This is a genomic window from Kitasatospora sp. NPDC001261, assembly GCF_042896795.1.
Classification (GTDB): Bacteria; Actinomycetota; Actinomycetes; order Streptomycetales; family Streptomycetaceae; genus Kitasatospora.
In genome coordinates, this window is record NZ_JBIAXP010000021.1 from 114,571 (window position 1) to 137,145 (window position 22,575).

The 22,575-nt window shown below is 72.5% G+C and carries 23 protein-coding genes; 13 read left to right on the top strand and 10 right to left on the bottom strand.

Going from position 1 to position 22,575, the window contains the following annotated elements; all coding sequences use genetic code 11:
* Positions 1–14: 14 nt before the first annotated feature.
* The gene (locus ACFY4B_RS27015; RefSeq protein ID WP_387971994.1) at positions 15–431 is read left to right on the top strand and encodes a hypothetical protein; all 417 of its coding nucleotides are present in this window, start codon (positions 15–17) and stop codon (positions 429–431) included.
* 878 nt (positions 432–1,309) lie between these two features.
* Positions 1,310–1,633, top strand: a complete 324-nt coding sequence (locus ACFY4B_RS27020; protein WP_387971997.1) for a hypothetical protein — start codon at positions 1,310–1,312, stop codon at positions 1,631–1,633.
* A gap of 153 nt (positions 1,634–1,786) precedes the next feature.
* Here ACFY4B_RS27020 and ACFY4B_RS27025 read toward each other — a convergent pair whose 3' ends face one another.
* Entirely contained in the window at positions 1,787–2,752 is a 966-nt protein-coding gene (locus tag ACFY4B_RS27025; RefSeq protein ID WP_387972000.1) for a hypothetical protein, read from the bottom strand.
* Positions 2,753–2,929: 177 nt separating this feature from the next.
* Here ACFY4B_RS27025 and ACFY4B_RS27030 point away from each other — a divergent pair, with 177 nt between their 5' ends.
* The 8 genes from ACFY4B_RS27030 to ACFY4B_RS27065 all read left to right on the top strand — a co-directional run bounded on the left by ACFY4B_RS27030 (position 2,930) and on the right by ACFY4B_RS27065 (position 11,550).
* The gene (locus ACFY4B_RS27030; RefSeq protein WP_387972003.1) at positions 2,930–3,241 is read left to right on the top strand and encodes a hypothetical protein; all 312 of its coding nucleotides are present in this window, start codon (positions 2,930–2,932) and stop codon (positions 3,239–3,241) included.
* A gap of 286 nt (positions 3,242–3,527) precedes the next feature.
* Complete coding sequence (locus ACFY4B_RS27035; RefSeq protein WP_387972006.1) at positions 3,528–5,651, top strand: hypothetical protein; 2,124 nt, start codon at positions 3,528–3,530, stop codon at positions 5,649–5,651.
* A gap of 75 nt (positions 5,652–5,726) precedes the next feature.
* Positions 5,727–6,020 (top strand): hypothetical protein, encoded by a 294-nt coding sequence (locus ACFY4B_RS27040; RefSeq protein ID WP_387972009.1) that lies wholly within the window; start codon positions 5,727–5,729, stop codon positions 6,018–6,020.
* Complete coding sequence (locus ACFY4B_RS27045; RefSeq protein WP_387972011.1) at positions 6,017–6,280, top strand: hypothetical protein; 264 nt, start codon at positions 6,017–6,019, stop codon at positions 6,278–6,280. Before ACFY4B_RS27040 ends, ACFY4B_RS27045 begins: the two co-directional genes overlap by 4 nt.
* 140 nt (positions 6,281–6,420) lie before the next feature.
* Entirely contained in the window at positions 6,421–7,815 is a 1,395-nt protein-coding gene (locus tag ACFY4B_RS27050) for a hypothetical protein (RefSeq protein ID WP_387972013.1), read from the top strand.
* Between the two features lie 6 nt (positions 7,816–7,821).
* Positions 7,822–8,772: a hypothetical protein gene (locus tag ACFY4B_RS27055; RefSeq protein ID WP_387972016.1), complete on the top strand. Its 951-nt coding sequence runs from the start codon at positions 7,822–7,824 to the stop codon at positions 8,770–8,772.
* A gap of 401 nt (positions 8,773–9,173) precedes the next feature.
* The gene (locus ACFY4B_RS27060; RefSeq protein WP_387972019.1) at positions 9,174–10,484 is read left to right on the top strand and encodes a hypothetical protein; all 1,311 of its coding nucleotides are present in this window, start codon (positions 9,174–9,176) and stop codon (positions 10,482–10,484) included.
* Positions 10,485–10,836: 352 nt separating this feature from the next.
* On the top strand, positions 10,837–11,550 hold the full coding sequence (locus tag ACFY4B_RS27065) for a hypothetical protein (protein WP_387972022.1): 714 nt from the start codon (positions 10,837–10,839) through the stop codon (positions 11,548–11,550).
* A gap of 56 nt (positions 11,551–11,606) precedes the next feature.
* On the opposite strand, the gene ACFY4B_RS27070 is transcribed toward ACFY4B_RS27065, so the two are convergent.
* The 3 genes from ACFY4B_RS27070 to ACFY4B_RS27080 all read right to left on the bottom strand — a co-directional run bounded on the left by ACFY4B_RS27070 (position 11,607) and on the right by ACFY4B_RS27080 (position 14,246).
* Positions 11,607–12,074, bottom strand: coding sequence for a hypothetical protein (locus ACFY4B_RS27070; protein WP_387972025.1), 468 nt, complete (start codon positions 12,072–12,074; stop codon positions 11,607–11,609).
* Between the two features lie 46 nt (positions 12,075–12,120).
* Complete coding sequence (locus ACFY4B_RS27075) at positions 12,121–12,438, bottom strand: WhiB family transcriptional regulator (protein ID WP_387972027.1); 318 nt, start codon at positions 12,436–12,438, stop codon at positions 12,121–12,123.
* A 104-nt stretch (positions 12,439–12,542) separates the two neighbouring features.
* The gene (locus ACFY4B_RS27080; protein ID WP_387972030.1) at positions 12,543–14,246 is read right to left on the bottom strand and encodes a hypothetical protein; all 1,704 of its coding nucleotides are present in this window, start codon (positions 14,244–14,246) and stop codon (positions 12,543–12,545) included.
* A 103-nt stretch (positions 14,247–14,349) separates the two neighbouring features.
* Between ACFY4B_RS27080 and ACFY4B_RS27085 the strand changes: the two genes are divergently transcribed.
* Positions 14,350–14,724: a hypothetical protein gene (locus ACFY4B_RS27085; RefSeq protein ID WP_387972032.1), complete on the top strand. Its 375-nt coding sequence runs from the start codon at positions 14,350–14,352 to the stop codon at positions 14,722–14,724.
* Between the two features lie 146 nt (positions 14,725–14,870).
* Here ACFY4B_RS27085 and ACFY4B_RS27090 read toward each other — a convergent pair whose 3' ends face one another.
* Entirely contained in the window at positions 14,871–15,467 is a 597-nt protein-coding gene (locus tag ACFY4B_RS27090) for a hypothetical protein (protein WP_387972035.1), read from the bottom strand.
* Between the two features lie 220 nt (positions 15,468–15,687).
* On the opposite strand from ACFY4B_RS27090, the gene ACFY4B_RS27095 reads away from it, so the two are divergent.
* The gene (locus ACFY4B_RS27095) at positions 15,688–16,086 is read left to right on the top strand and encodes a hypothetical protein (protein ID WP_387972038.1); all 399 of its coding nucleotides are present in this window, start codon (positions 15,688–15,690) and stop codon (positions 16,084–16,086) included.
* Positions 16,087–16,186: 100 nt separating this feature from the next.
* On the opposite strand, the gene ACFY4B_RS27100 is transcribed toward ACFY4B_RS27095, so the two are convergent.
* Positions 16,187–17,299: a helix-turn-helix domain-containing protein gene (locus ACFY4B_RS27100; protein ID WP_387972041.1), complete on the bottom strand. Its 1,113-nt coding sequence runs from the start codon at positions 17,297–17,299 to the stop codon at positions 16,187–16,189.
* Between the two features lie 552 nt (positions 17,300–17,851).
* Here ACFY4B_RS27100 and ACFY4B_RS27105 point away from each other — a divergent pair.
* Positions 17,852–19,114, top strand: a complete 1,263-nt coding sequence (locus ACFY4B_RS27105; protein ID WP_387972044.1) for a transposase — start codon at positions 17,852–17,854, stop codon at positions 19,112–19,114.
* 186 nt (positions 19,115–19,300) lie between these two features.
* On the opposite strand, the gene ACFY4B_RS27110 is transcribed toward ACFY4B_RS27105, so the two are convergent.
* The 4 genes from ACFY4B_RS27110 to ACFY4B_RS27125 all read right to left on the bottom strand — a co-directional run bounded on the left by ACFY4B_RS27110 (position 19,301) and on the right by ACFY4B_RS27125 (position 22,469).
* Positions 19,301–20,134, bottom strand: a complete 834-nt coding sequence (locus ACFY4B_RS27110) for an endonuclease/exonuclease/phosphatase family protein (RefSeq protein WP_387972047.1) — start codon at positions 20,132–20,134, stop codon at positions 19,301–19,303.
* A complete protein-coding gene (locus tag ACFY4B_RS27115) occupies positions 20,131–20,766 on the bottom strand; it encodes a hypothetical protein (RefSeq protein ID WP_387972050.1) in 636 nt (211 codons plus the stop codon). Before ACFY4B_RS27115 ends, ACFY4B_RS27110 begins: the two co-directional genes overlap by 4 nt.
* Before the next feature lie 273 nt (positions 20,767–21,039).
* Positions 21,040–21,897 (bottom strand): hypothetical protein, encoded by an 858-nt coding sequence (locus tag ACFY4B_RS27120; RefSeq protein ID WP_387972053.1) that lies wholly within the window; start codon positions 21,895–21,897, stop codon positions 21,040–21,042.
* The gene (locus tag ACFY4B_RS27125; RefSeq protein ID WP_387972056.1) at positions 21,894–22,469 is read right to left on the bottom strand and encodes a hypothetical protein; all 576 of its coding nucleotides are present in this window, start codon (positions 22,467–22,469) and stop codon (positions 21,894–21,896) included. Before ACFY4B_RS27125 ends, ACFY4B_RS27120 begins: the two co-directional genes overlap by 4 nt.
* Positions 22,470–22,575 lie beyond the last annotated feature (106 nt).

Genomic DNA, 22,575 nt, shown 5'->3' on the forward strand with positions numbered 1-22,575 from the left:
CCCAGAAAGCACCCATGGACAACGACCCCTTCCCCGCACTCCCCGAGCTCACGACCCTCCAGAGCGCCACCAACTGGCTCTATCCCTCGGGCTGCGCCGCCGGCTACGGCATCGCCCGCCTGCGGGTGTGGAGCACCAGCATCCCCGGCCAGGTCCTCGCCGTCGTCACCGAACTCGGGATCGGCGCGACCGTCACGAACAGCGCAGCGGAGATCCACGCCGAACTCGCCGTCCTCTACGGCCCCAGCACGGTCGTGCTCGAACACTGGAAGGCTCACGGCGACACCGGCCACCGCTTCGATCAGACGGCACTGGTCCGCGGAGAGCCGAAGTGGCGGGCCGTGTGGCCGACCGACCCGCCCAACCCCCTCCACGACCACTTCCAGCAGTGGTTCGCCCGGCACCGCGGCGAGCTCCTCGGGGAACACTGAGCCGGCCGCCCGTCGAGGCGCCCAGCGTCGCTATACTCCTCCGTACGGTCCACGTGGAGAGGTAGACCTCGCTTTCGAGCTTGAGGCCCTCCGCTTCGTGTCGGGTCGTGGTGAAGGACGGCTGCGAGGTCGTCCGGGGGCCAGTCGATTTTGCCCAAGTCGGTCCATCGAGGCCGGTACGTGCCCCGTGCACGTGTCGACTGGCCCCTTCCTTCTTGCCTCTCTCCCCCGGCCGGGTAGCTGGGCTGTCGGGAGATAGAAGGCCCGGTGCACCCGAAGTTGATCATTGCGAGTCCCGGCCCATAGCGGGGCCGGCCAAGGGGGACGACGGGCACGGCTCTGTGTGAGTGCCGCCCAGTAGACTCGGCGCGCGCATCTCGCCTTGTGCGCGTCGGCCCGGGCCCACCCCCGGAGTACCGGTGAACCGTGCTGCCGCGCGGACGCGAGCGACGATCGGTGCCCCTCTTCCAAGCCGTGCACCCTGGCCGTGCTCGTGGTGGGACGAACAGCTGGCGCCAGGGCGCGACGAAGGAGAAGGCGGATGTCCTCCACCAACCGGGAAAAGATCGCCCACGCGCTGAACCGCCTGACCGGCTGCGGCTACCAGCACGCCCTGCAACGGGTCAGCGCCGCGGCCGCCGCCGGACAGCTGCCCCCCAAGCTCGACCGAGCCGGCCGAGACCAGGCTGTGCGGACGCTCGCTGAGAACCTCGCCCGGACCGTGCCAGCCGCGGAGGCGGCCGGCGACCGGCCGGAGCACCAGGGCACCGCGACCGGGCGAGCTGACCAGTGCGCAGCTCATCGACCTGGTGATGGAGGGTCACCGGGCCTCGGAGAGGCTCCGGGGCCTGCGGCAGAAGGAGCAGACCGTCGCAGCCATGCGGGCAGAGCGGGACGAGCGCCTGACCGGGGACCTCATGCTGCAGGCCCTGGAAGGGCTGCTCGAGCGAGGTGGAGGGGGCAAGACCATCACCGAGTCACCCGGTTTGGCCCGCAGCCTCCGCGGGTGGCAGGGAGCGGACCGGGTTAATCCGCCCGCCTCTGCGCTGGGCCACCTGCGGCTGCCTGCCGCAGGTTTGCCGGAACCCGGCTACGAGATGGTGTTCGTAGACGTGGACTCCTTCCCGCCCCCAGCCCCCGCGCTGACTCCGGAGGAGAAGGAGGAGCTGCTGCGCTGGCGCGCGCCCGACGACGCGCAGTAGCCCGGGCCCGGCCGGGCCCGGGTACGAAGGTGAGCCGCCACGGGGCCGGCCAGACAACGATAGAAGGCCCTATGCGCGCGGTGGCAGCGAATACCCCGGCAATTTGCTCCTGGGGGCGGGGGTCGCCCCGCCCCCAGGAGCACTGGTACCGGCCTACGCAGCCGCGGCGAGCGCCTCGACCTTGATGTCCTTGATCGACCGGCGGAGCTGCTCGAGCGTCCGGGCCACCGGGGTCCAGCCAGGCTGCCCGGCGAGCTCCTCGTTGACCCTGACGATGGCGCGGCTGTAGGCCCGCTCCAGGCCGCGCACCTGCAGCGGCATCCCCGAAGGCGTCCGCGGAAGCGAGCCCGAGGCAGTTCGACGCCCGTGGTTGTTGCGCAACGACACCCAGAGCGCGTCCGAGGAACCCTGCACCGACTCGACCAGGTCCTCGCGCACCAGCAACCACATCCGCAGCGCGGACCGGGTGAACGGGCTCAGCCGGATCGACTCGGTGAACAGCCGGCGGATGCCGTACGGGCCCGTCGGACCCTGCGGGTTACGGACCAGCTCAATTGTGGAGAGGTCCGCGGACAGGGAGTCCAGGGTCATCGCGACAAGTTCACCCGATCGAGCGCCGGTGTCGGTCACCACGCCGAGCAGCGCGAGGGTGCGGATCCGATCGGCCTCGGCCATCGGAGTCCGAACCTGCTGGGAGAGCTGGTGCAGCAGCATCTGCCGCTGGTCGGCCGGAACGGGCAGGTGCGCGGTCGGGGTAGCCGGCAGCGGGAAGCGGACAGCGATCCCGAGGTACTTCGCGACGGTATTCCAGGCCGTCGCCCGCGTCCGCATGCTGTTGATCATCGCTCCGCCCTGCCGGATGCGGCCGCCTGTGCGGACCCGGGTGAGGCCGGCGCCGGCGATTCGCGCGTAGGCGTCCCAGGACTGCAGGGTGAGCAGCGCTTCGAGGGTCGATCGGGCCGCTGGCGGAAACTCGTCCGTTTGGGCTGCCTGCTCCAGGTCTCGGGCGACCCAGCGGAGGTTCGCGATGGTGGAGCGGCCCAGCGAGCGCTCCTGGATCAGGTTCTCCACCGCGCCCGAGAAGGCGGCCACGGCGGGGTACGACTGCGCTTCAACCACTTCGTCCTCACCTTCCGGCAGCGTCGCTACAGGGGGCGAAGGCCCTCGCTCCCTCCACACTATGCGCCAGCGGGGACATGGTCGGGGCCTGCGGGGAACATCGCAACACCAAATTTCGGCCGACACGTGCGGCTCGAATGATGAACATCAATCGCTCTACCCCCTAGGATGAGCATCATGACCACCCACAGCACTCCGATAACGCGCCGGCGGCGCGGTAAGAAGTTCGGATACGAGCGCGGCTGTGGTCTGCCGTGGCGCACGACGCTGACCTTTGACCCGGGCAGCGCCGACATGATCCACGACCTGATCGAAGGCGTTCATCCGGACCTGTCCGCGTCGACAGTCGTCAACACGATCATGAGCCTAGTGCCGGCCACGCCGAACGACCCTCCCCTGACCAGGGAGCGAATCGTGAAGGCTCTCGCCGCCGTGGCTGCCAACTTCGGCCCCTCTGAGAACCAGGAGGCTCTCCCCATGACCGGCTGACCTTGCCTGCGGGGAAACGGGCCCAAAAACACGAACGAGCCACCGCCTGACCAGCGATGGCTTCCGTGTCAGAACGCCTCGTCCCCCGCGAACCTCCCCTAACTCGGGATCCCAGCTCCTCGCCTCCAACAGCAGCGCTGAGACCCGTTCAACATGCGACCAGCTAAGCCACGACCTGCCGGAGACCAATCCGCCGGGCCGCGCTCTGTTGTCTCTCTTGACCTGAGAGGACGCTGCCATAGTAGCAACGACCCCCCAGGGCGGCACCCCCTTGTCTCGTTCCGGCGTGTCCGGAACAGAGTCGAACGTCCTTGCCCTGGAAGACGAAACCGCCCAAAAGCACACGTACGACCAGTTCCTGGCGATCCTGGCGCCGCGCCCCATCGTGCGTGTGGCGGAGCGGACTTCGGCCGGAAAACGGTGGACGGGCGACTACCCCCGTCCACTTCCCATCGCCATGGCGACGGCGGTTCCTGGCCGGCCCTTTGTTGTGCACTGCACGGCTGACTTCACCTCGAAGGGTGAGAAGTCGGTCAACGACCCTGACTGGTTGCGCATCCCGTTCGACATGGACGCCAAGACCGAAGGCGCGCTTGCCCAGGTCGGCCAGGACAACGCCGTGCTCCAGTCCTACCTCGGTGCCCTCGGCGTTCCGTACGTGCCGGCGATCTCGGGCCCGTCCGGTGGCCGGCACATCTGGGTCGCCGTTCCGGCCGGCATCTCGGGCTCCCTGGTGCGCCGCCTGGCGGCCGCCGCCGCCAGGGTCTGCCCGAGTCTGGACGTCAGCCCGATGCTGAACCGCAGCGGCTTCGGCGCTCTGCGCCCGCCGGGCTCGCCGCACCGCAACGGCGGGGTCTCCGAGTTCGACGGCATCACTCTCGACGAGGCGGTCGAAGCCCTGAAGGTGGGCGCTACTCCCCAGCAGATCGAGCAGCTCGTCGAGTGGCTGGAGGAAGAGGTAGCGCTGCTGCCCGCACCGGCGAAGGCCTCTGCGGCCCACGCCGGGCAGGCCCTCTCTGGTACGGGAGAGGACTCCGCGGCCCACGCCGGGGATCTGCCGCCGAGCGTGCTCCAGCACGGCACCGACCGGGTGCGCACCCTGGAGTTCGACGACGACGGGCACCTCAAGCTCACCGGCGGCATCCGGGCCCTGGACGAACGCGCCCGCCGCGCCCTGACCACCGTGCTGGCACCCGACGACGACCACAGCCACCGGCTCTTCCCGGCGCTGCGCGGCTTGGTCCGCGCCCGCTGGACCGCCGAAGAGGCGTGGCGGGTTGCCCTGACCGGCCAGTACCCGGGTCTGGCCTACCTGACCAGCGAGCGCCGGCCGGGCGGGCGCCGGGCGCACAGGGACGAGAAGGCCGGCCGCAAGATCCTGGACCGCCAGTGGATGCTGGCCTGCGAGGTCGAGGCCCGCCGCCCCGCCGGCCACGCCGAGAGCGACGACCCCGCCCCGCACGTGACCGTCGCGGTCGCCGGCCTGTGGGAGTTCGCCGCAGCCCTGGGCCCGGCGCGCTGGTCGCAGCGCAGCGGTCCGGCCGACGAGGCGATGGTCATCTTCGTCGGCCTGCAGATGCTCGCCGCGGCCCGCCTGGACGTCACCCTCGGCACCCGCCGCTGCGCCAACGCGACCGGTTTCTGCCACGAGACCTGCAACCAGGCCGTCAATCGCCTCCGGGACCGCGACGGGATGCTCACCGAGCTCGATCCGGATGCCAAGTACCACAACCGGCGGGTCACCATCTCCCCCGCAGTCCTTGCGACGATCTTCGGTGAGAGCGGCTCTGAGCAGGAATTTTCAGAGAACACAGGTCTGACACAAGCCCGGAACGGGCGGGGGGGTCCTAGGGGGAGCCTTACTCGGGCTGGCCTTCGCGCCCGAGGGGCCCGGGCCCTTGCCCTGCTAGCCAGCGATCTCTTCGCCCACGGTGGAGCGGTAGGGCACCACGGTGGGCGCACCTGGCTGACGGTGGCGGACGCACAGGGCCTTCTATCCATGGCTCAGCTCATCCAGGAAACTGGATACGGAGAGCGTACCGTGTGCAGGCACATGGCTGCGTTCAGCGACGCGGGTCTTGTCACGGGAGATCCGGTGACTGGCTGGACCCGTACCGACAAGCCGCTGGAGGAGGCCGCTAAGGAGTGCGAGACCGCTGGCACCCGGGAGGCCCGGGCAGCACGGTACGAGATCGACCAGATGGTGTGGAAGTGGTGGGGCGGGGAGGTGTGGTGGATGAAGCTGCCTAACAAGGAGAAGCGCCACCACCCCCGGGTCCCGGCCCGGCAGTGCGTGCTGAAGGTCGGTCAGCACCCCTCCGAGGGCCGTAGGTTCCCTCGGAGAACGTGCGGCGCCCCCGACCACTCCGAAGCCGCCAGGCTGCTCCTGGAGGACCTTGGCCGGGCCTGAGTGTGCCCGGTCCCCCGGACGCCTGCCTAGGAACCGACCGGCCCGGTAGGCTTCCCTGGAAGGAGGGAGCCGACGATGAGCGCCCAGCCGTACGAGACCCCTGGTGTCGAGCCGGTGCTGCCGACGATTCGCAGCGTGCGCGAGGACCTACCCGAGGACCTGCAGCCGCTCTTCAGCGCCGCGGTCGAGCACGCTCCAGTGCCGGCCGACCTTGCTGGCTGGGCGGTGCGCTCGCGCGCCTACAAGGTGCCGGAGCTGGCCGAGGCGGCGGCACGGGCTGAGCGGATCCACCGGGGCGAGGAAGAGCCGGTTCTCTTGGGCGACGACGAGCTGGCCGGCCTGCTGCCCGGTCTGCCCACTGCTCGGTGAGCGCGACCCCGTTCGCCGTCCAGGTCGACGAGGCCGCGGCCAAGACCCTGGCCGGTCTGAACCAGGACGTCCGCGAGCTCCTGGTCGTCGCGCTGCTCGAAGCCGCCGCCGACCCGTGGGGCCGCGCCCAGCGCTACCACGAGCGGATGAGCCCGGAGATCCGCCTCATGGAGTGGGGCGGCGGTGCAGGCCTGGCCGTCTACCTGATCCGGCCGCAGCTGGGCACCATCGTCCTAATGGAACTGACCTGGGTCGGCTGAAGCAGCCGCGCCACAGCCCCTACTCGATCGGGTGAACCCGACCCGGACGACCCCGGTGGACTGGGACACTGTGACGGGGCAGCACGACCGAACTACCCTCCGCCCGCAGCAGCGGGCCGCCGCGAGACGAAGGACAGTGCGTGGACTCCCGGATCAGGCAGGTCGGCGGCAGGCTCGGCGACATGGCCCCGGAGGAGGTGGTCTGCGCGTTCGCCGGTGAGCCCGCACCAGGTAACGACCTGGCCCGCCGCCTGGTGGGCGAGACGCTCGCCGCTCTCGACCAGGCGCCCCGCGGCACGCTCATGATCGCGGACCTCGCTTACGGCGCCAAGGACTGGCCCGAACTCCCGGTCACCCTACCCGCCACGCCCTGGGAAGCCGTGACCCTGGTCGACGCCCTGGCAGCACTGGTGCGTTCCCTGACGGCCGGTCAACTCCGGGAGGCCGCAGCCGGGCTCGGCCTGCGGCGAGGAGAACTCCTCACCGCGCTCCTCGACGCTCTGCCGGACGGCCCTACCTCTGCCATGCAGGAGCTCGGCCTCCTGGCCGCCCTCGCCGACAGCGCCCCGCAGACCTGGACGACCGACCAGCAGCAGGCCGTGCGCAAGGCCGTCCTGGTGCGGCTCGCCGCGCTCGGCGACGCCTTCGTCCGGGTCACCGAGCACCAGCCCGCTCCGCTTCCCTGGCTGGCGCAGCACGGCATCCTCACCGGCTGCCACCGCGTGGCCGCGTCACCGAACATCCTGGAAGCGGTCCTTCGGCGAGAGCCGGACCGGTCAGACGTCCGTGACGCCCTGGACGGCGTGATCTGGGGCGAGGCCGGTGCGCGAGGGCGCGAGCACTGGCGCTGGAAGGTCGGGTGGCGGCTGCCCGACGGGCGGTTCGCCAGCCACGAGGGCGCCGTCGAGGCGACGCGCGCGGCCGCGGTGTTCGCCGCCGAGCAGACCGTCGCCGAACTCCTGCGTCGGGCCCCGGCCGTACGGCAGCGCTTCACCGGCCGCCTTCTGGTCCCCCGTGGTCGGCGCCCGCAGTCGGCCGCCGAAGTCGAGGTGGTCACCCTGCGGGCTCTGCTGCTCGCGGTGTTCAACGAGGACCGCGATCTGCACCGGCAGGCCGCGACCGAGGGCCACCTGTGGCCGAGCCTGCCGCACACCGGACCCGACCACCAGATCGTCAGCACCACCGCCGCGCTCTTCGAGCACCTGGGCCTGCCCTACCCGTGCGTGGGAGAGGAGGCCAACACCGCTGAACCCGGCACCGAGGCCTTCGACGCCTTCCTCCAGGAGCACGCCGTCGTCCTCACCCCGCCCGCCCGCGCCTACCTGGCCGGGCTCGGCGCCGCCGGCCCCGGTCACCGGCAGCTGCGCGAGCGGCACGCCAGCGGCCTGAGCGCCGCCGTACGGCCCGGCACCCCGGAGGAGGACCAGCTGCTCGTCGCCGACCTCGGACCGCTGCCGGAGGGGATGGTCTGGAGCGACCTGCTCGACCCGCCGGCGCTGGAGCGGTTCCTCGACGAGCAGCTGCAGGAGCGCTGACCTTTCGTGGCCACCGACCCGCGCCAGCGCGACACCGTCTCCGGGCGCCGCTACGGGCGCACCAGGGTGCGCGGATTCGCCCCGTGGCGGCCCCGCGCCAGCACCCGGCAGCTCGTCGAGCAGATCCAGGAGGTCCTCGACGAGTACCAGCACCTGGGGTCGGCTCTGACCGCGCGGCAGGTCTACTACCGCCTGGTCGGCAGGTCCGCCTTCGAGAAGACGGAGAGCAACTACGACCGGCTGATCGAGACCCTGAACAGGGCGCGCCGGGCCAGGCTGATCCCGATGTGGGCCATCCGCGACGACACGGCCAACCAGTGGCTGACGGGTGGTTACCGCAGTCCGGGCGAGTTCTGGGATAGCGTGAGGTCGCAAGCCAGCGGCTACCGCCACGATCTCTCCGACGGCCAGCCGTACGCCATCGAACTATGGATCGAGGCGGGCGGCATGGTGCCGCTGCTCGGCCAGCTCGCGCAGGACTACGGCGTGGACGCCTACGGTTCGGGCGGCTACGAGAGCGTCACCGCGAAGTACGAGGCGGCCCGGCGGATCGCCGACCGGGACCGGCCCACCCACATCCTGCACGTCGGCGACCACGACCCCAGCGGGCTCTCGATCCTGGACTCGGCCGCGGCCGACGTCCTCGCCTTCATCCCTGAACTCGGAGACTGCCCACCGCCCCGGTTTACACGGCTAGCCGTGACACCGCGGCAGATCGAGCAGTATCGGCTGCCCAGCGCCCCGCAGAAGCCCTCCGACCGACGCGGCGACTACATGACCACCACGGTCCAGGCCGAGGCCCTCTCCCCCGACGAACTGGTCGCCGAGGTGCGCGCCGGCCTGGAAGCCGCCGTCGACCTCGACGCCCTCACCAGGGCCCGCGGCCTCGACGTGCTCGAGCACGCGGAGGTCCAGCGATCCGCGCGCCGACTGCCGGGCGGACCGGACGCCGGCTGACGCACCGTCGGCGTGCGGGTGGACTCCGAACCCTCCACAGCCTTGCTCTGTCTAGAGGAGGCCAGCGTTTACTCTCCCGGAACCCGTGCCCGCCGCGCGAGCGACACGCGCAGGCTTCACCCGAAAGAGTGGCGGCGTTCTGCAGGCGGCACGGTGGGGCCGAGCCGGCCGCGAGGTGTACTGCCCCGGCACCGGCGAATTGCCGGATTCGCCCTCGCCGGGCCGGACTTGCGCAGTACAGTGACGCCCAGCGGCGTGCACGTACGCCGCTCCCGGGTGGTCGCAGCCCCACGCCCGGACCCCCTTCGTCTGGGCAAGGTTCTTAAGAATCGCGTGCACCCCCATCGTCGCTGTTCACTTCGATGCGACGTGGGCGTGGGACACGTCGCCGAGGTCCGCAGATGACGAAGAACCGAGCCCGCAACCGGGCCGTGCGCGCCCAGCGCGCCGAAGACGCCGCCGCCGGCCGCCGCCAGCGCTTCGACCACACCGGCCAGGCCGTGGACCAGCACCACGTCGCCGGCCAGGCCGAGCGCCGCCAGCCCCCGCCGGGTATCGCCGAAGCCCCGAAGGCCGGCCCCGGCTACGAGATCCTGACCGCCCCGTTGATCGTCGCCACCATGCTGCCCGTCGGCCGCGAGGGGCTGGAGGCGGCCCAGGTGCTCGCCGACGCCTGCGACTACCTGGTCGGCGACGACGGCTGGTACCGGGCCCTGGCCGAGGTCCACGGCCCGCTCCCCAGCAGGGAGACCGGGATGGCGCCGCTGCCCGGCCACCGCCCCGCCATGCTGCTGGTCCAGGTCTCCGCCCACCGGGAGTGGACCTCCACCGACGCGGTCGCCGCGTTCCTGCGCCACGCGGCGACCGCCATCATCACCGCGCTGGTCGAGCGCTACCCCGAGGTGACCGAGCGGTCCGTCCACGTCCAGGCTCTGCCCCACGAAACCGCCGCGCAGATGACCGGCGCCAACGCCCCCGACGCCGTCACCACCCACCCGCACCGAAGCCTGCTCTCCCGCCCCTCGGCCCCCCCGACGGCCGCGGCGACGGCCGGCCCCGGCTTCCCGTTCCGGGTCGTCGACGCCCTCGACACCGGCTGGTACCTCATCGAGCCGGACCGCTACCGCGCAGACCACGCCGAGGACCGCAAGCTCAGCTCGATGACCCACGGGGAGCTGCTGGCCGTCCGCGGCCCACTGCGGCCCGTCGTCCCCGCCCCCGCGGCCGACCGGGACCGCGTGCAGGCGGCCCTCACCGGCGCCGGCCCCAAGGCGCTGGCCAGCCTGCTGGTCGCCCTGTTCCGTCTCGCCAAGCGCCACGCCTACGAGGAGGGCGAGCGATCCGGCCGACTGCAGAGCGGGCGCCTGTACGCGGGCAACGAGGAGTCCTGGGAGAGCACGGCGATGAGGGCGCTGCTCTGGGGCCCGGGCGTGGACATCGCCGACAAGCCGAACCGCTTCGACGAGCACGCCGTCACCGAGCTGATGACGGTGATCGACACCTGGGTGTCCGGCGACGAGCACTACGTCGAGGTCGCCGACACCCTCGCGGTCATCTTCACCCGGACCGCAGCCGCCAACGGCGGCTGGCCGGCCCTGGCCGACCGCCACTTCCAGCACGGGGAGCGCTTCGCCCACCCGGACCAGACCATCGACAACGCCATGGCCTGGCTCCTGCGCAGCACCGCCCCGGCGACCGCCGACCAGACGTAGGAACCCCCCCGGACTGCGGCCCGGTCCGGCGAATTCGGCGGCACGGGCGCCAGCCGGACGGTGCGCTGACGGGCTGCCAGCCGTTGCCGTTCACCCACACGAGTGAACGGGAACGGCGCGTCCGGGGGTCCGGCCGCCGCTGGCCGCTACTGTCGGCGTCGCGCGGCCGGGATTCGCCGGCCGCCGCCCGCCAGGGCCCCGCTCCACGGCGGCACGGCCCCTCGGACAAGGACACCTCGAACTGAGCGCCGTCTTCACCCAAGACCCCACGGCCAGCGCCGACCAGGCCTCCACGGCGCCGCTCCGCGCCTGGCTCCACGCCCTGCGTCCGGCCCTGCCCGAACTCCTCGCCGTGCACCGGGCGGACCTGGAGAAGGGGAAGCGGGACACCTCGGCCCGCCTGGTCGACGGCCTCTCCCGCCACCGGGACGTCCCCGTCTCGGTGGCCGAGTTCGTGGGCCGCCTGGTGGTCGTGCTCTGCCGCCAGCCCGAGCCCTACACGGTGCCGTCCACCGGCGAAGCGGCACCGGAGCGCGACCTGCGGCAGATCACCGCGGCCCTCACGGAGGGACTCGCCCGCGAGGCCGTCGTTCAGCCCGTCACCAGGGACTGGCTCTGCGGCGAGGGCCTACGGGCCGTCGAGCACGAGTTCGCGCTCGGCCGCTACCGCGCCCCCCGGCCGGCACCGGTGGCGGACTCCGACGATCCGCCCGGGCGCACCGACCGCCGCGCGGCGAACGAGACGCTGGACCGCATCGACCGCCAGACGCGCGACCTGCTGCGCGACGGCCTGGTGCACCTGAGCCAGGTGGTGATCCCCCGGGACAACCAGAGCGCCATCGACTTCGACAACCCGCGCAAGCTCGTGCGCTACGCGATGGGCGGCATCCAGGACGTCGCGGAGAACCTCTGCGGACTCCGGCGGACCCTGACCGAGTACGGCATCGACCCGCTCGACTGGTTGCAGAACACCTGCGGACTCACGCCCGAGGCGGCCGCCTTCATGGAGAGTGCGATGGCCGCCGTCGACGAAGGCGCAGATGCCGACGAGGACGAGGAGGAGTGACCGCGGCGCCTCCGGGGGGCCGGCGACCGGTGCGGCTCCGGGTGGCGCCGGCCCGCTTACTGGGGGATCAGGCCCGGCGGGGCACCGCGCGTCCCGACGATCCACGGGGAGCCCTGTGCCAGGCGCAGCCACCGGTCTGGATCGAAGGCCGGCGTCACCACGATCGTGGTCAGGCCGCTCGCCGCTCCCCGCACCCGTTCCTCCCACAGCTCGCGCAGCGCGACGGCCACGTCGACCGGATCCTTCGGGAAGAAGTCGCCGGCCTGCCGGCGGTGCCACAGTCGGACGGCGAACAGGAAGAAGTCCTCGGCCGCGGCTGCCAAGCCCTGACGCTCCCCGAGGCCGCGCGCGAACTCCTGCACGTCCGGGGGGACGGCGCGGCCGCCGATCAGCGCCGCAGCCGGCACCGGCAGGTGCAGCACGCTGTCGGCCATCCTGTTGGCCAACACCTCGGCGTCCGTGTCGGGGAGCACGCCGGCGTGGGCCAGCAGGATCGTCTCGACGACGTCATCGTTGGCGGTCACGGGGGTCAACGTACCGGCTGCTCCCGTGGCTCGGGGCCGGGGCGGATCAGCTCGCGCGGGTCAACTGCGCCTGGGCGCCGACCTGCTGCTCGTACTCCCGCCGGGCCTGCTCCAGCAGCCTGCTCCAGGAGACGACGGTCGGCCGGCGCCGGAGAAGCGCGCGCCGTTCGCGGTCGGTCATCCCGCCCCAGACTCCATGATCAATTTGGGCGTCCAGCGCGTAGGCCAGGCATTCCGTGCGCACCGGGCAGCCGCTGCACACCGCCTTGGCGCGGTTCTGGCCCGCCCCCTCGACGAACAGTTCGTCCGGGTCGCTGGTACGGCAGGAGCCTCTCGCGGCCCAGTCCGTGTCGCTCTCCCCCACGTTGGTCCCCTCCCCCGAGGATCTTCACGTCCGTGCCGGGTGCGGCGTGATGACGCACCGGGACGTAGAGACTACGCCTCGCAGTAGCCGGTGGAATCAGCAGGTCACTCGATCGGGTGAATCCGGGAGGGCGCCCCACCGGGCTGCCCGTATCGGTCGCCGTCGGCAGCCGGGCGGCTGACGGGGAGCCAGACAGGCACGGAGGCGCCGCGGGGCGCGACGAACGGCGCCAGCGCGACGAGGCGGTGGGCCGGAACGGGCAGAGCGTCGTGGCCGCCCCAGGGGGTGAACAGCACCAGGTCGTCGACCGGATCGACGGCCGCGACGGTGCCGGTCACCGTGGCCAGGAACGCCTCGTCGCGGGCCCCGCACTCCAAGGTCAGCGCGAGTACCTGATCTCGGTCCAGCCCGGCAACGGCCTCCACCAGGCCGTCGGTCCTGCACCCGCGGCCGTTCGGAGCCCACAGCGGCCGGTCACCGTGGTGGGCACGGGCTTCCTCGACCGCGGCGGAGGGGGCGGTCGCCGTGTCGGAGTCGGCGTCGGCGGGCCGATACGGGAAGAGCTCCCGGGCCAGCTCCACGGCCCGCGAGACGAGGTCGCCACCGCCGACGCCGAGATCGGGGACGACGCGACCCGCCCCGAGGCGGACCGCCCGACCGGCGACATCGGCGGGCAGGGCGAGAACGGCGGCGAAGTTGGCGCGGCCGCCGGCGCGAGCGCCGTAGGGGACGACCGCCAGCGGCTCGACAAGGGACAGATGTGCCAGGTCAGCGTCGTGGTCCAGGGTCAGCGGCCAGGTGAGGACGCTGACCAGGACCTCCTCCTCGGCCCCGCCGCCGGCATCCCGCAGAGCTTCCTCCAACTGCTGGCACCAGCCCTCGACGGCCTGGCGCCACCAGCGCCCGAGCTCGGCGTCAGCCCAGTCCGCGGGCGAGCTGAACCGTGCGCCCTCCAGCTGCGGGGCGGGCAGGGCCCGCACGTCGACCACCCGTGCGCCGTCCAACTGCTCGGCGACCGCGGCCAACGCGGAGGCCCGGGCCTCTTGCGGATCGCCGTCCCGGTCGCGGGCCGCCGCCCAGGCCGAGGCGGCCACTGCCCAGGGCTCCACGGCCAGCCCGGCCGCTCTGGCCAGCCGACGCGAGACGCTCGAAACCGTCCGCTCACCGCCGGCCGACACGTCCGTCGCGGCTCCGAGGCTCCCTGCCGCATCGAGCGCGGCGCCCGCCGAGGCGAGCGGCGGGCAGGTGTCGGCCAACCACTCCAGGAGCTCACGGTGCCGAGCGCGGGCGCGGGCCCAGGCCGCAGTGGCGGCTTTCGCATCCGCCCGGTAGTGCGGGTGGCTGGCCGCGATCGCCGACCAGGCGTGCACCAGCTGGTCGTCGCGGTCACCTGTCAGGGCCCGCAGGCGGGCGAAGGACAGGTAGGGCATCGCGGCCTTGGCGTGCGCGAGGTGCTCGGCATCCGCCAGCGCGGCCAGCAGGGTGCTCACCTGGGCCGCGGCCTGCCACAGGGTGCGGACGACGGGAGACAGGGGCAGAAGGCGGCATGCCGGGCAGATCCGGTCGTATACCTCGGCGATCACCACGTCCCGGGACAGGCCGGCGGCCCGGGAAGCGTGCCGGCACGGGCCCGGAGAGCTCCGCGGGCGGTGGAAGACGCCAGAGGCCCCCTTGCCGCCGGACAGCTTGGCCGTGGTCCCCAGCAGGACGGGCAGCTCGACACCGACCGAGCGAAGGGCATCAACGTCGATGCGCGGAAGCGGCCCGGCAGGCACCGAGACGCGCTGCGGATCGAACGACGAGAACATGGCTACCGACGGTACCGGGCGATCTGCTCCTCGGAGCGTGCGCGGTGGTGCGCGAGCGCCGTTCCCACCATGCCGTCGGCCGATCGACCATAGACTCTCCGCCATGCCGACCGCCCCGCCCATCGTGCCGGACGTCCCCCTCAATGAACTGCCCGCCGCCTTGGTGCCCGTGCTGAGCGGCCTCTGCCCGTCCGGGGCCGGCGGCTACGGCGCCTCCGGGTCGCTGACCCTGACCGACCAGCAGGTCGAGGACCCGGGAACCGATGCGATCCGCGCCGCCGTGCGCAAGGCCGCACACTCCCTCGGCTGGACGGTCACCACGTTCCCGTACGAGCTGGCCGGTGCGACGGCGATCTCGGTGAAGGACAACCGGCCCGTGCCCGAGCAGCACCGCGACGCGGTCGAGGCCCACCGGCAGAAGCTGATGCGGGAGGCTGTCGAGCAGGTCCACCGCCGCTTCCGGGAGAGGACCGCGTAGCCGTCAGCACCCCTGTCCCATGGGCCACCGGGGCGCCATCGCGCACCTTCCCAACGCGGTGCCGGCGGACCATCGCACGGCCTGGCGCGAATCCGCCCGATCACGCCCGCAGGCCCTCCCCGCGGACGCCGGCACGACGAACCGGATCAGAGGAACTCCGACAAGTCCACGGCCGGCACCGCGTCGCTGGTGTGGGCCTGGCGGTGCAGCAGGGCGCGGCCGGCGGAGGTCAGCACCGCCGTACTCCCGTCCCCGCCGCACTCCACCAGCCCGTTGGCGACCAGACCCGAGAGCGGGCCGGTGTCGAGCGGCGAACCCCCCAGCGGGCCGGAGTCGACCCACCGCCCGCGCTTCCTGGTGATGCGCTCCTGGTCAACGGCGACGAGCAGCTGCCGGTCCTCAGCCGCCACGGGCCGGACCGCGCTCACCCGGACAGCGACGTTGCGGCACGCCGGCGCGTCGATCGGCTCGGCCTCCAGCCCACCGTCGCGCACCAGCTGGCGGATCTGGTCGTGGAAACGGCCCTCGCTGAGCTCGTCCCCCTCGTCGTGGACGTAGCTGACCCTCCAGCCGGGCGGCTCCTCGGTCTTCTCGAGGATGAAGCCCGAGCGGCGGTGCACCACGGCGCCGGCTTCATCGCGGCCTGGCTCCTGGCGGGGCAGTAGCCCCTTGGAGTTGAGCAGAGCGACCAGCGCGTCCTTGCCGGGACGGGTGCGGATGAGCGGGGACTCGTCTGCCTGCATGGACCACCCTCTGCAGAGCGCGGCGCAGCGAGCCGCAGGTGCTGTCCTGCCCGAGCGGTGGTCGGGCAGGACAGCACCGTAGGGGTGGGCTGCGGTGCCCGAGGGCGGGCAGGCCGAGGTAGTACCGGAAAGGGTGACACCGAGGTGGCAGTGATTGCCGTCCGGGGCGGGGCCGCGGTCCGGGAGCGCGCCTCCCGCGTCCGGTGCGTACGGTGGGGCCATGACCAGCGACCGCGACCTCGTCTCCGCCCGGGTGATCAGCCCGGACCACTTCGTCGGCGGTGAGACGGTGTACGTGCTCGGCTCCCCCGCCGAGGTGAGCGCGTTCTCCGGGGTCGCGTCTCCGTTGCTCGAAGTCACCGGCGAACGGGGCCGTCACGTCACCGGCGAGACGGGCCTGTGGCTGGCCGGAGCAGCGGGGCGGCAGCTCGCTTCGGCCCGATACCTGATCCACCACGTGCCCGGCTGCGACGCCTGCGCGGGCTTCCGCCGCGACCTGGTGGCCGAGATCGCCGGCAGCGACTGGGGAGACACGCCGCCGGACCAGGTGATGCTGTACGGGCGGCTCGATGACCAGCTGGTCCACATCGCCGACGCCCTCCGCCTGGGCCTGGCCTGACCCCGAACTCCCTGCCGCTGCGCCCGCGCCCCGGCCCCGACGGCCGCGGTGCCGAACACCGGCCCGGTCGAGACCGGGCCGGCCCTGGCCGGGCGGGTGGCTACAGCGCGGCCAAGACCTCCTCGCGCAGGCGGGCCAGGTCGCGCGGTTCCAGCAGTCCGGCGTCTTCGCCGAGGTCGGCCACCAGTACGCGGGCGGTCTCCAGGTCCCCGTCCCGGACAGCTCGGGACGCCTGGAGCTGCCGCAGCTCCGCCATCCTCTTGGGGTCTTCGAGCAGGGTGACCGCAGGAGCAGCCTCGTCGAGGAACGCTTGGACGACGTTGGTGTCCGCCGGCTCCAGACCCAGGTGCAGGCGGCCGGCGGCCAACCGCAGCCTGACCCACAGCGGCAGGTTGTCGCGGCTGTGGAGCGATGCCAGGGCCTGCTCCAGCACCTGGACGGCCGCGGTGTTGGAGCCCTGGAACATGTGCACCATCGCCACCGTCCACAGGGCCTGCGCGCACAGCTGCGGAGGCAGCTGCTCCGCCAACTCCTCCAGCCGGGCCAGGTGCACGGCGCCGACGGACATGGGGTCGCTCTCGGCACCGGTCGACAGCACCGCCATCAGCACCTCGGCCTCCACCACGGGCGGCACCGGGAACCTGCCGGCGATCTCCAGCGCGGCCGCAGCGAGCCGCCGCGCCTCGGCCATGGAGACCGGGTCGGCCTTGGCCCGCAGCAGCCCGGCCAGCCGAGCCCGGGACCTGACGGACAGTTCCACCTCGCCCAAGCGGTCGGCGAGCCCCTCCAGCTCGCGCAGCGCCGCCGCCGCGATGTCGTCCGCCTCGTGCTCGTCCGATTCCACCAGCAAGTCCGTCAGCAGCCACAGGGCCTGACCGCGCAGCGCCCCCTCGGCGTCGGTGTCGGCATCCAGAGCCGAGCGCAGGTAGGCGATGCGGTCTCGGACGGGCAGGTAGCCCGAGGTCGCGACCACGCCGAAGGCATGGAGCAGGGAAGGGGCGGTCTCCATCAGCAGTTCCTCCATCGTCACGCCGAGCCGGCCCGCCAGGTAGCGGACCGTTGCCTCGGTGGGGTTGCGGGTGCCGTTCTCCAGATGTGCCAGATGGCCCGGACTCATCCCGGGGCGGGCCAGTGCCCGCACCGTCCAGCCGCCGTCCAGCCGCAGCCGCCGCAGCTGCCGTCCGAACCGCACCCGCCCGATCATCAGGTCCATGGCCGCGAGCCTAGGTAGCAGCCGGAGGCCCTCTCAAGACGGTGCGGGCTGACGACATTCGTCAATCCGTGACAGCACCGCAGCGACCGTGAGGCTGCACGCGGCCAGCGGTACGTCGCCGCGGGGCCGGCCCCGGAGCGTCCTTTCCCCCGCGCGTGGTGAGGCTGGCTCACCGAGAACATCAGCCGCCAGGGTGGACCGTGCCGGGGCTGCTGGATCGGTGCCGGTGCGACGGGAGTTGGACGTGTTGTCGGTGGCACGTCCTACCGTGGTGCGACGCGGTCGAACCACGGTAGGAGGGGCGTTGGCAGGGTTCTGGGTGGAGGTCGCCGGGCCGAAGTCGGTGTGGTTCGGGGCGAACCTCGAATCCCCGACGGCCCACGTCGCGGCGCAGCGGGTCCGGACGGACTGCCTGCGTCGGCCAGCTCCGGCGCCAGGTGCAGACCCGCGGCCGAGCCGCTGCTGACTATCGGTCGAACAGGCAAGAAGAAGGGCAGCTGAGGTGCAGGGATCAGGCCACCGCGGGCGGCGACCGGCCGAGGCGGCACTGGCGTGACGCGTTGGTGGGCCGGGGTGGACTGGTCGGAGAAGCTGCAGGACTGCGCCATCGTCGATGAGGGCGGCAGGGTGGTCACCCACCTGCGCGTGGAGGAGAGACCGGCCGGGGTGGCGCAGTTCGTCGGCGCGCTGCGCGAGCTCAACCTCCGCTCGCACCGCTTCTCCCGGCGCCAGGTGCCGGTGGCGATCGAGGACGGCCGCCGGCTCTTCGCGGCCGAGCTGCAGCGCTTACGCCAGCCCGTGGTGGTGGTCCCGCCCGCCGTCGTCGCCCGCCATCGCGGGCGTCTGGCCACGGCATCCTCCAAGTCGGACCGCACCGACGCCGCCCTGCTGGCCAACATCGTCCGCATGAACCCGGACCGGCACCGGACGGTGCCCGAGACCTCCGACCAGGCCACCGCCATCGCCATGATGGCGCGGGCCCAGCAGGACGCCGCGGACCGGTCCCGCGAGCTCATGCTCAGCCTGCGCAGTCACCTCGTGCTGTACTACCCGGCGGCCACCGAGGCGTGGGCGACGATGCAGTACGGGCTGCGGCGGCCCGAGGCCCGGGCCGTCCTGGCGCAGGCCCCCACCCCGCTGGCGGCCGCGGCACTGAGCAAGCGCAAGCTCGCCGAGGCGCTGGCTGGCGCGGGCCGCACCCGCCTCGTCGACAACGAGGCCGCCCGGCTGCGGGAGCTCTTCGCCCAGCCCCGCCTGCGGCAGCGGCCCGCGACGGAAGAGGCGATGGGAGCGCGGGCCGCCGTCCTGCTCGCCGACCTCAGCCAGGCCTGCACCCACGCCCAGCTGCTGGCCGACCGGACCGACGACCTGTTCTCCCGTCACCCGCATGCCGCGATCTACCGCAGCTTCCCCGGCTGCGGACCGTTGATCGGCGCCCGGCTGTTCGGCGAGATCGGCGACGACCTGGAGCGGTTCGCCACCGCCCGCGGACTCTGCTCGTACGCCGGCACCGCCCCGCTGACCTGGGCCTCCGGCGGCAGCCGGGCGGTGACCCACCGCAAGGTCGCCAATCGCCGACTCAAGGCCACCGTCCACCAGTGGGCCTTCGGCACCTTGACCCGCTCCCCCGGCGCCCGCCGCCTGTACGACGACCGCCGGGAGAAGGGCGACGGCTACGCCTCGGCGCTTCGCCGGGTGGGAGGCCGGCTGCTGAGCGGCCTGCACCACTGCCTGCTCCACGGGGAGCTGTACTCGGAGGAGGCGATGTTCGGCTCCGGCGAGGCCCGGGACGGTCCGGAGGCCGGCCAGAGCTGACACCTGCGCTGACCTCGGGCCCCTGAGCCCTCACGCGGAAGCGGTGCCTGGCCGTGCCACCAGAGCGCCCCGGGCCGGACCGGCCGACGGGCAGCCGGAGCAACACCTTCATGTCATCCCGGGCCGACGAGCCCTTGCGCGGGAACGGTGCCGGCTGTCCCTCCGCCGGGCCGGCCCGACGGGGGGCTAGGCCAGCACCGCGAGGTCGAGGTCGACGCTGACCGCGCCGTGGTCGGACAGCTTCTCCTCGACCGGCAGTAGATGGACCTGGTAGTTCGTCACCGCCGGTGCGAGCGCCGGACTGGTCAAGATCATGTCTTGGCGGCGCGGCAGATCGCCAGGGTCGAACGCCGCCGTTGCGACCTCGGCCTTCCCGGCGGCCAGGGCCGCGTCGACGAAGCCCGCCCGGGCCAGCAGCTCGACCGCGTCCCGGTCGCTCACGTCCTCTTCGCCCGGCAGCCGTAGGTGCCCGTTGAGCAGGTGCGCTGCCATCTGCGGCCAGGCCGGCTCCGGGAAGTTGCCGCCGATCGTGTTCAGGTCCCCAAGGACTGCGGCCAGTCGGCCGGGTGCGGCGAGGACCTCCAGCGGAGCGATCTCGCGGGCCCTGTTGCGCGGGTCGAAGGGATCCAGGTGCAGGTGGCGCAGCTCCACCTGGATCCCCGGCAGCTCGGGCAGCGCGATGTTCATCCAGCCCATCACGTGGTGGTAGCGGGTGCGGTCGCTGTCCTCGGCGAGGACGGTGACGCGATCGCTGACCACGACCGCGGTGTGGAAGCGGTGCCCGCCCGTGGTCAGGTTGGCCTCGGCCAGGAAGCCTGCGGCCATCCCGAGCTCGGCCACTGCCCGGTGCAGCCGCCGGCGCCCGAACAGGTCCCAGAAGTTGCACTCCTGAAGGGCCAGGATGTCGGGCTGCAAGCTCTTGAGGAACGCCATCTGGCCGTCCCAGCGTTCGGCAGCACCGAGGCCGGAGTCGCCGTGGCCGCCGAAGAGCGTGTTGAAGGTGACGATGCGGAAGGTCACGGCGTGCTCCCCGCAACGGCGAGCCGGTGAAGCACGACGCTCAGGGAGACCACCCGGTCGGCTCCCCAGCGGAAGGTCCAGTCGCTCTGCACCCAGTCGTTCTGCGCCCATTCGCCGGTCGGTGAGCAGTCCGCGCGGAGCTCGCTCCAGCAGGCGGCGACCGGGTCTTCCGGTGCGTCGAGAAGGTGGCCGGCCCGGGCGAAGAGCTCGTCGATGCGGGCTACGGCCGGCCAAGCGCTGCGGGTGTCGTCCGGGAGTTCCGCGATCGAGCGGACCTCGTCGGTGGAGACGGCTTCGACGGACTCGCCGCGGGTGGTGGCGAGGAGGTAGTAGACCAGAGCCAGGCCGGCTGCTCCTTCAGTCCACCGAGCCTGGTACGGGTCGTACGGATCCGCCGGCTGGGCCGCCCGCACCGGCGCGAGTTCGCCGATCGCCCGGCTCCAGGCCCGCTGCCACTGCTCGGGGCCGCCGGCGCCGCGCCATCGGCCGACCGGCCCGAGCGGCGTGCTGTCGGGGTCGGGGACATCTCCGTGGTCCGGCCGGGCGTCGTTCGCCCTCATGGCCTTGGTGTATTTGCCGCCCGCGGCGCGGATCTCCCGCGAACGCTTGCGCGAGGGCCTACGGTCCGTCATCGAGCACACTCCACACGGCAGCGCACCCCACGCGTACGCGCCCGGAAGTGGACACGACGAAGCCCGACTGCACGATGCGTCGGAGGACGGCTTGGCCGGCGTGCTGGGTCCGGCGTGGGCGGGCCCTAGCGGCGAGCGGCGGACGTGCCCGCCGCGCACCGCGAATCTACTGCGCCCGCCGCCGCGGTGTTCGCCGAATCCTGATCCGGATGCTCGGCCCGACACGGCTTGGCCAGAGCTCCCCGGTGCCGTTCAGCTGCCCGGGACGCGGTGTCAGCTGTTGGCTGACGGTGGAGCCGGCCGGGCCGCCAAGGTCTTGTAGTGCTTGTGCGCCGACTGCCTGGCGATGCGGAGGACTTGGCCGACGTCCGTCCAGGACGCGCCGGCGGCGCGGGCCCGGTCGATGATGGCGACCTCTTGGCTGTCCAGCGTGGCGCGCAGGTGCTCCACCAGGGCGAGGGCGGCGAGCGCGCAGTCCTGGCCGGGCTCGGGATCGGCGAGCGCGGCGGCGAAGGCCTCGGCGGCCGGCATGGGTGCGGCGCGCTCGCGCCACGCTGCCGCGTGGTCACCGTGGGCGTAGTGGCTGGTCAGCAGCTCGATCGGTGTCAGTCGTGGGACCGCGGCCAGGGGGGTGTCAGCTTCTGGATGACGGTCGCCGGCGGCGGGTGGGGCGAGGAGCCAGCCGATCCCCCGGCGATCCGTCAGCAGCTTCAGCGCGTAGTCGGCGTCCCGGTCGCGGCCCCAGCGGGTGTCCCGGGCGGACTCCTCCAGGGCCCGCTCCACCATGGCGCTCTCCCGGTCGGTCGCCGTGCGCAGCGGGAAGCCGATGTCCTCGAGCGCGCGGATCGCGGCGTAGCGAAGGTCCCGCCACTGACTGGCCTCGCCCGAGGCGAAGAGCCTGATCGCGGAGAGGACGATCGCTTCCTCGGAGAAGTCGCGGGAAGCGTAGATGATCTCCCGGTGGTCCGGCAGCTGCCGGGCGACGGCGGCGAGTACGAGACTGCTCGTCGGGCCGTCGTGCCAGCGGATCTCCCACTTCTTCCTGTGGTCGTAGTAGTCCGTCTCCATGGGACAGCCGTGGATCTTGGACAGCCGATAGACGAAGGAACGGATCTCGGTGCTGCGGCTCACCGGTCGAGCCTGCCTTGGGTGGCGATCCACTTCGCCGCCGCGGTGGGCGTTGCGAAGCCGTCCTCCGTGGCGCCGAAGACGACCATGACGCCGTCGCGGTGCCAGCTCGGCTGCGCCTCCGCCTTCCAGCGCAAGGCTCCGCGCGGAGTTGTGTAGCAGCTGACCTGGCCGAGTACGTCGGCCTGGACCAGGTCGGCGGTGCGGCGGCCGGCGACCAGGTACCCGAACACCTCCGGCTCGCCGATCAGAATCTGCTGCCCGGCGTACAGCCACACCGGCCCGGCCTTCACCGGCGGTGTCCCGTAGCCGACCGCGGCGAGCGGGGTGTGCCGGAACTCCAGCGCCTCGCCGGTGAGGTCGAGGATCCGGTCGCACGAGCGGCACAGGATCTGCACGCGCAGCTCGGTGTACTCGGAACGGTGGTCCTCGCACTTCGGATTGCGGCACTCGTGCTCGCCGCCGCCCCGGGGGGTGTCGTAGGCCTCCCGGTAGCGGACCTCCCAGCCGGTGGCCCTGCAACCCTGGGCGTGCAGGGGCTGCTGGTATCCGAAGTACGTCTCGGTGATCGTCATCGGTCCGTTCCTTCCAGCAGCGGCGGCACCCGCTCCTCACTGTCATCCTACGGCTGACAGTTCGCGCCGAGCGGTCGCAGCGCGACCTCGGCCTCCGTCCGGTACC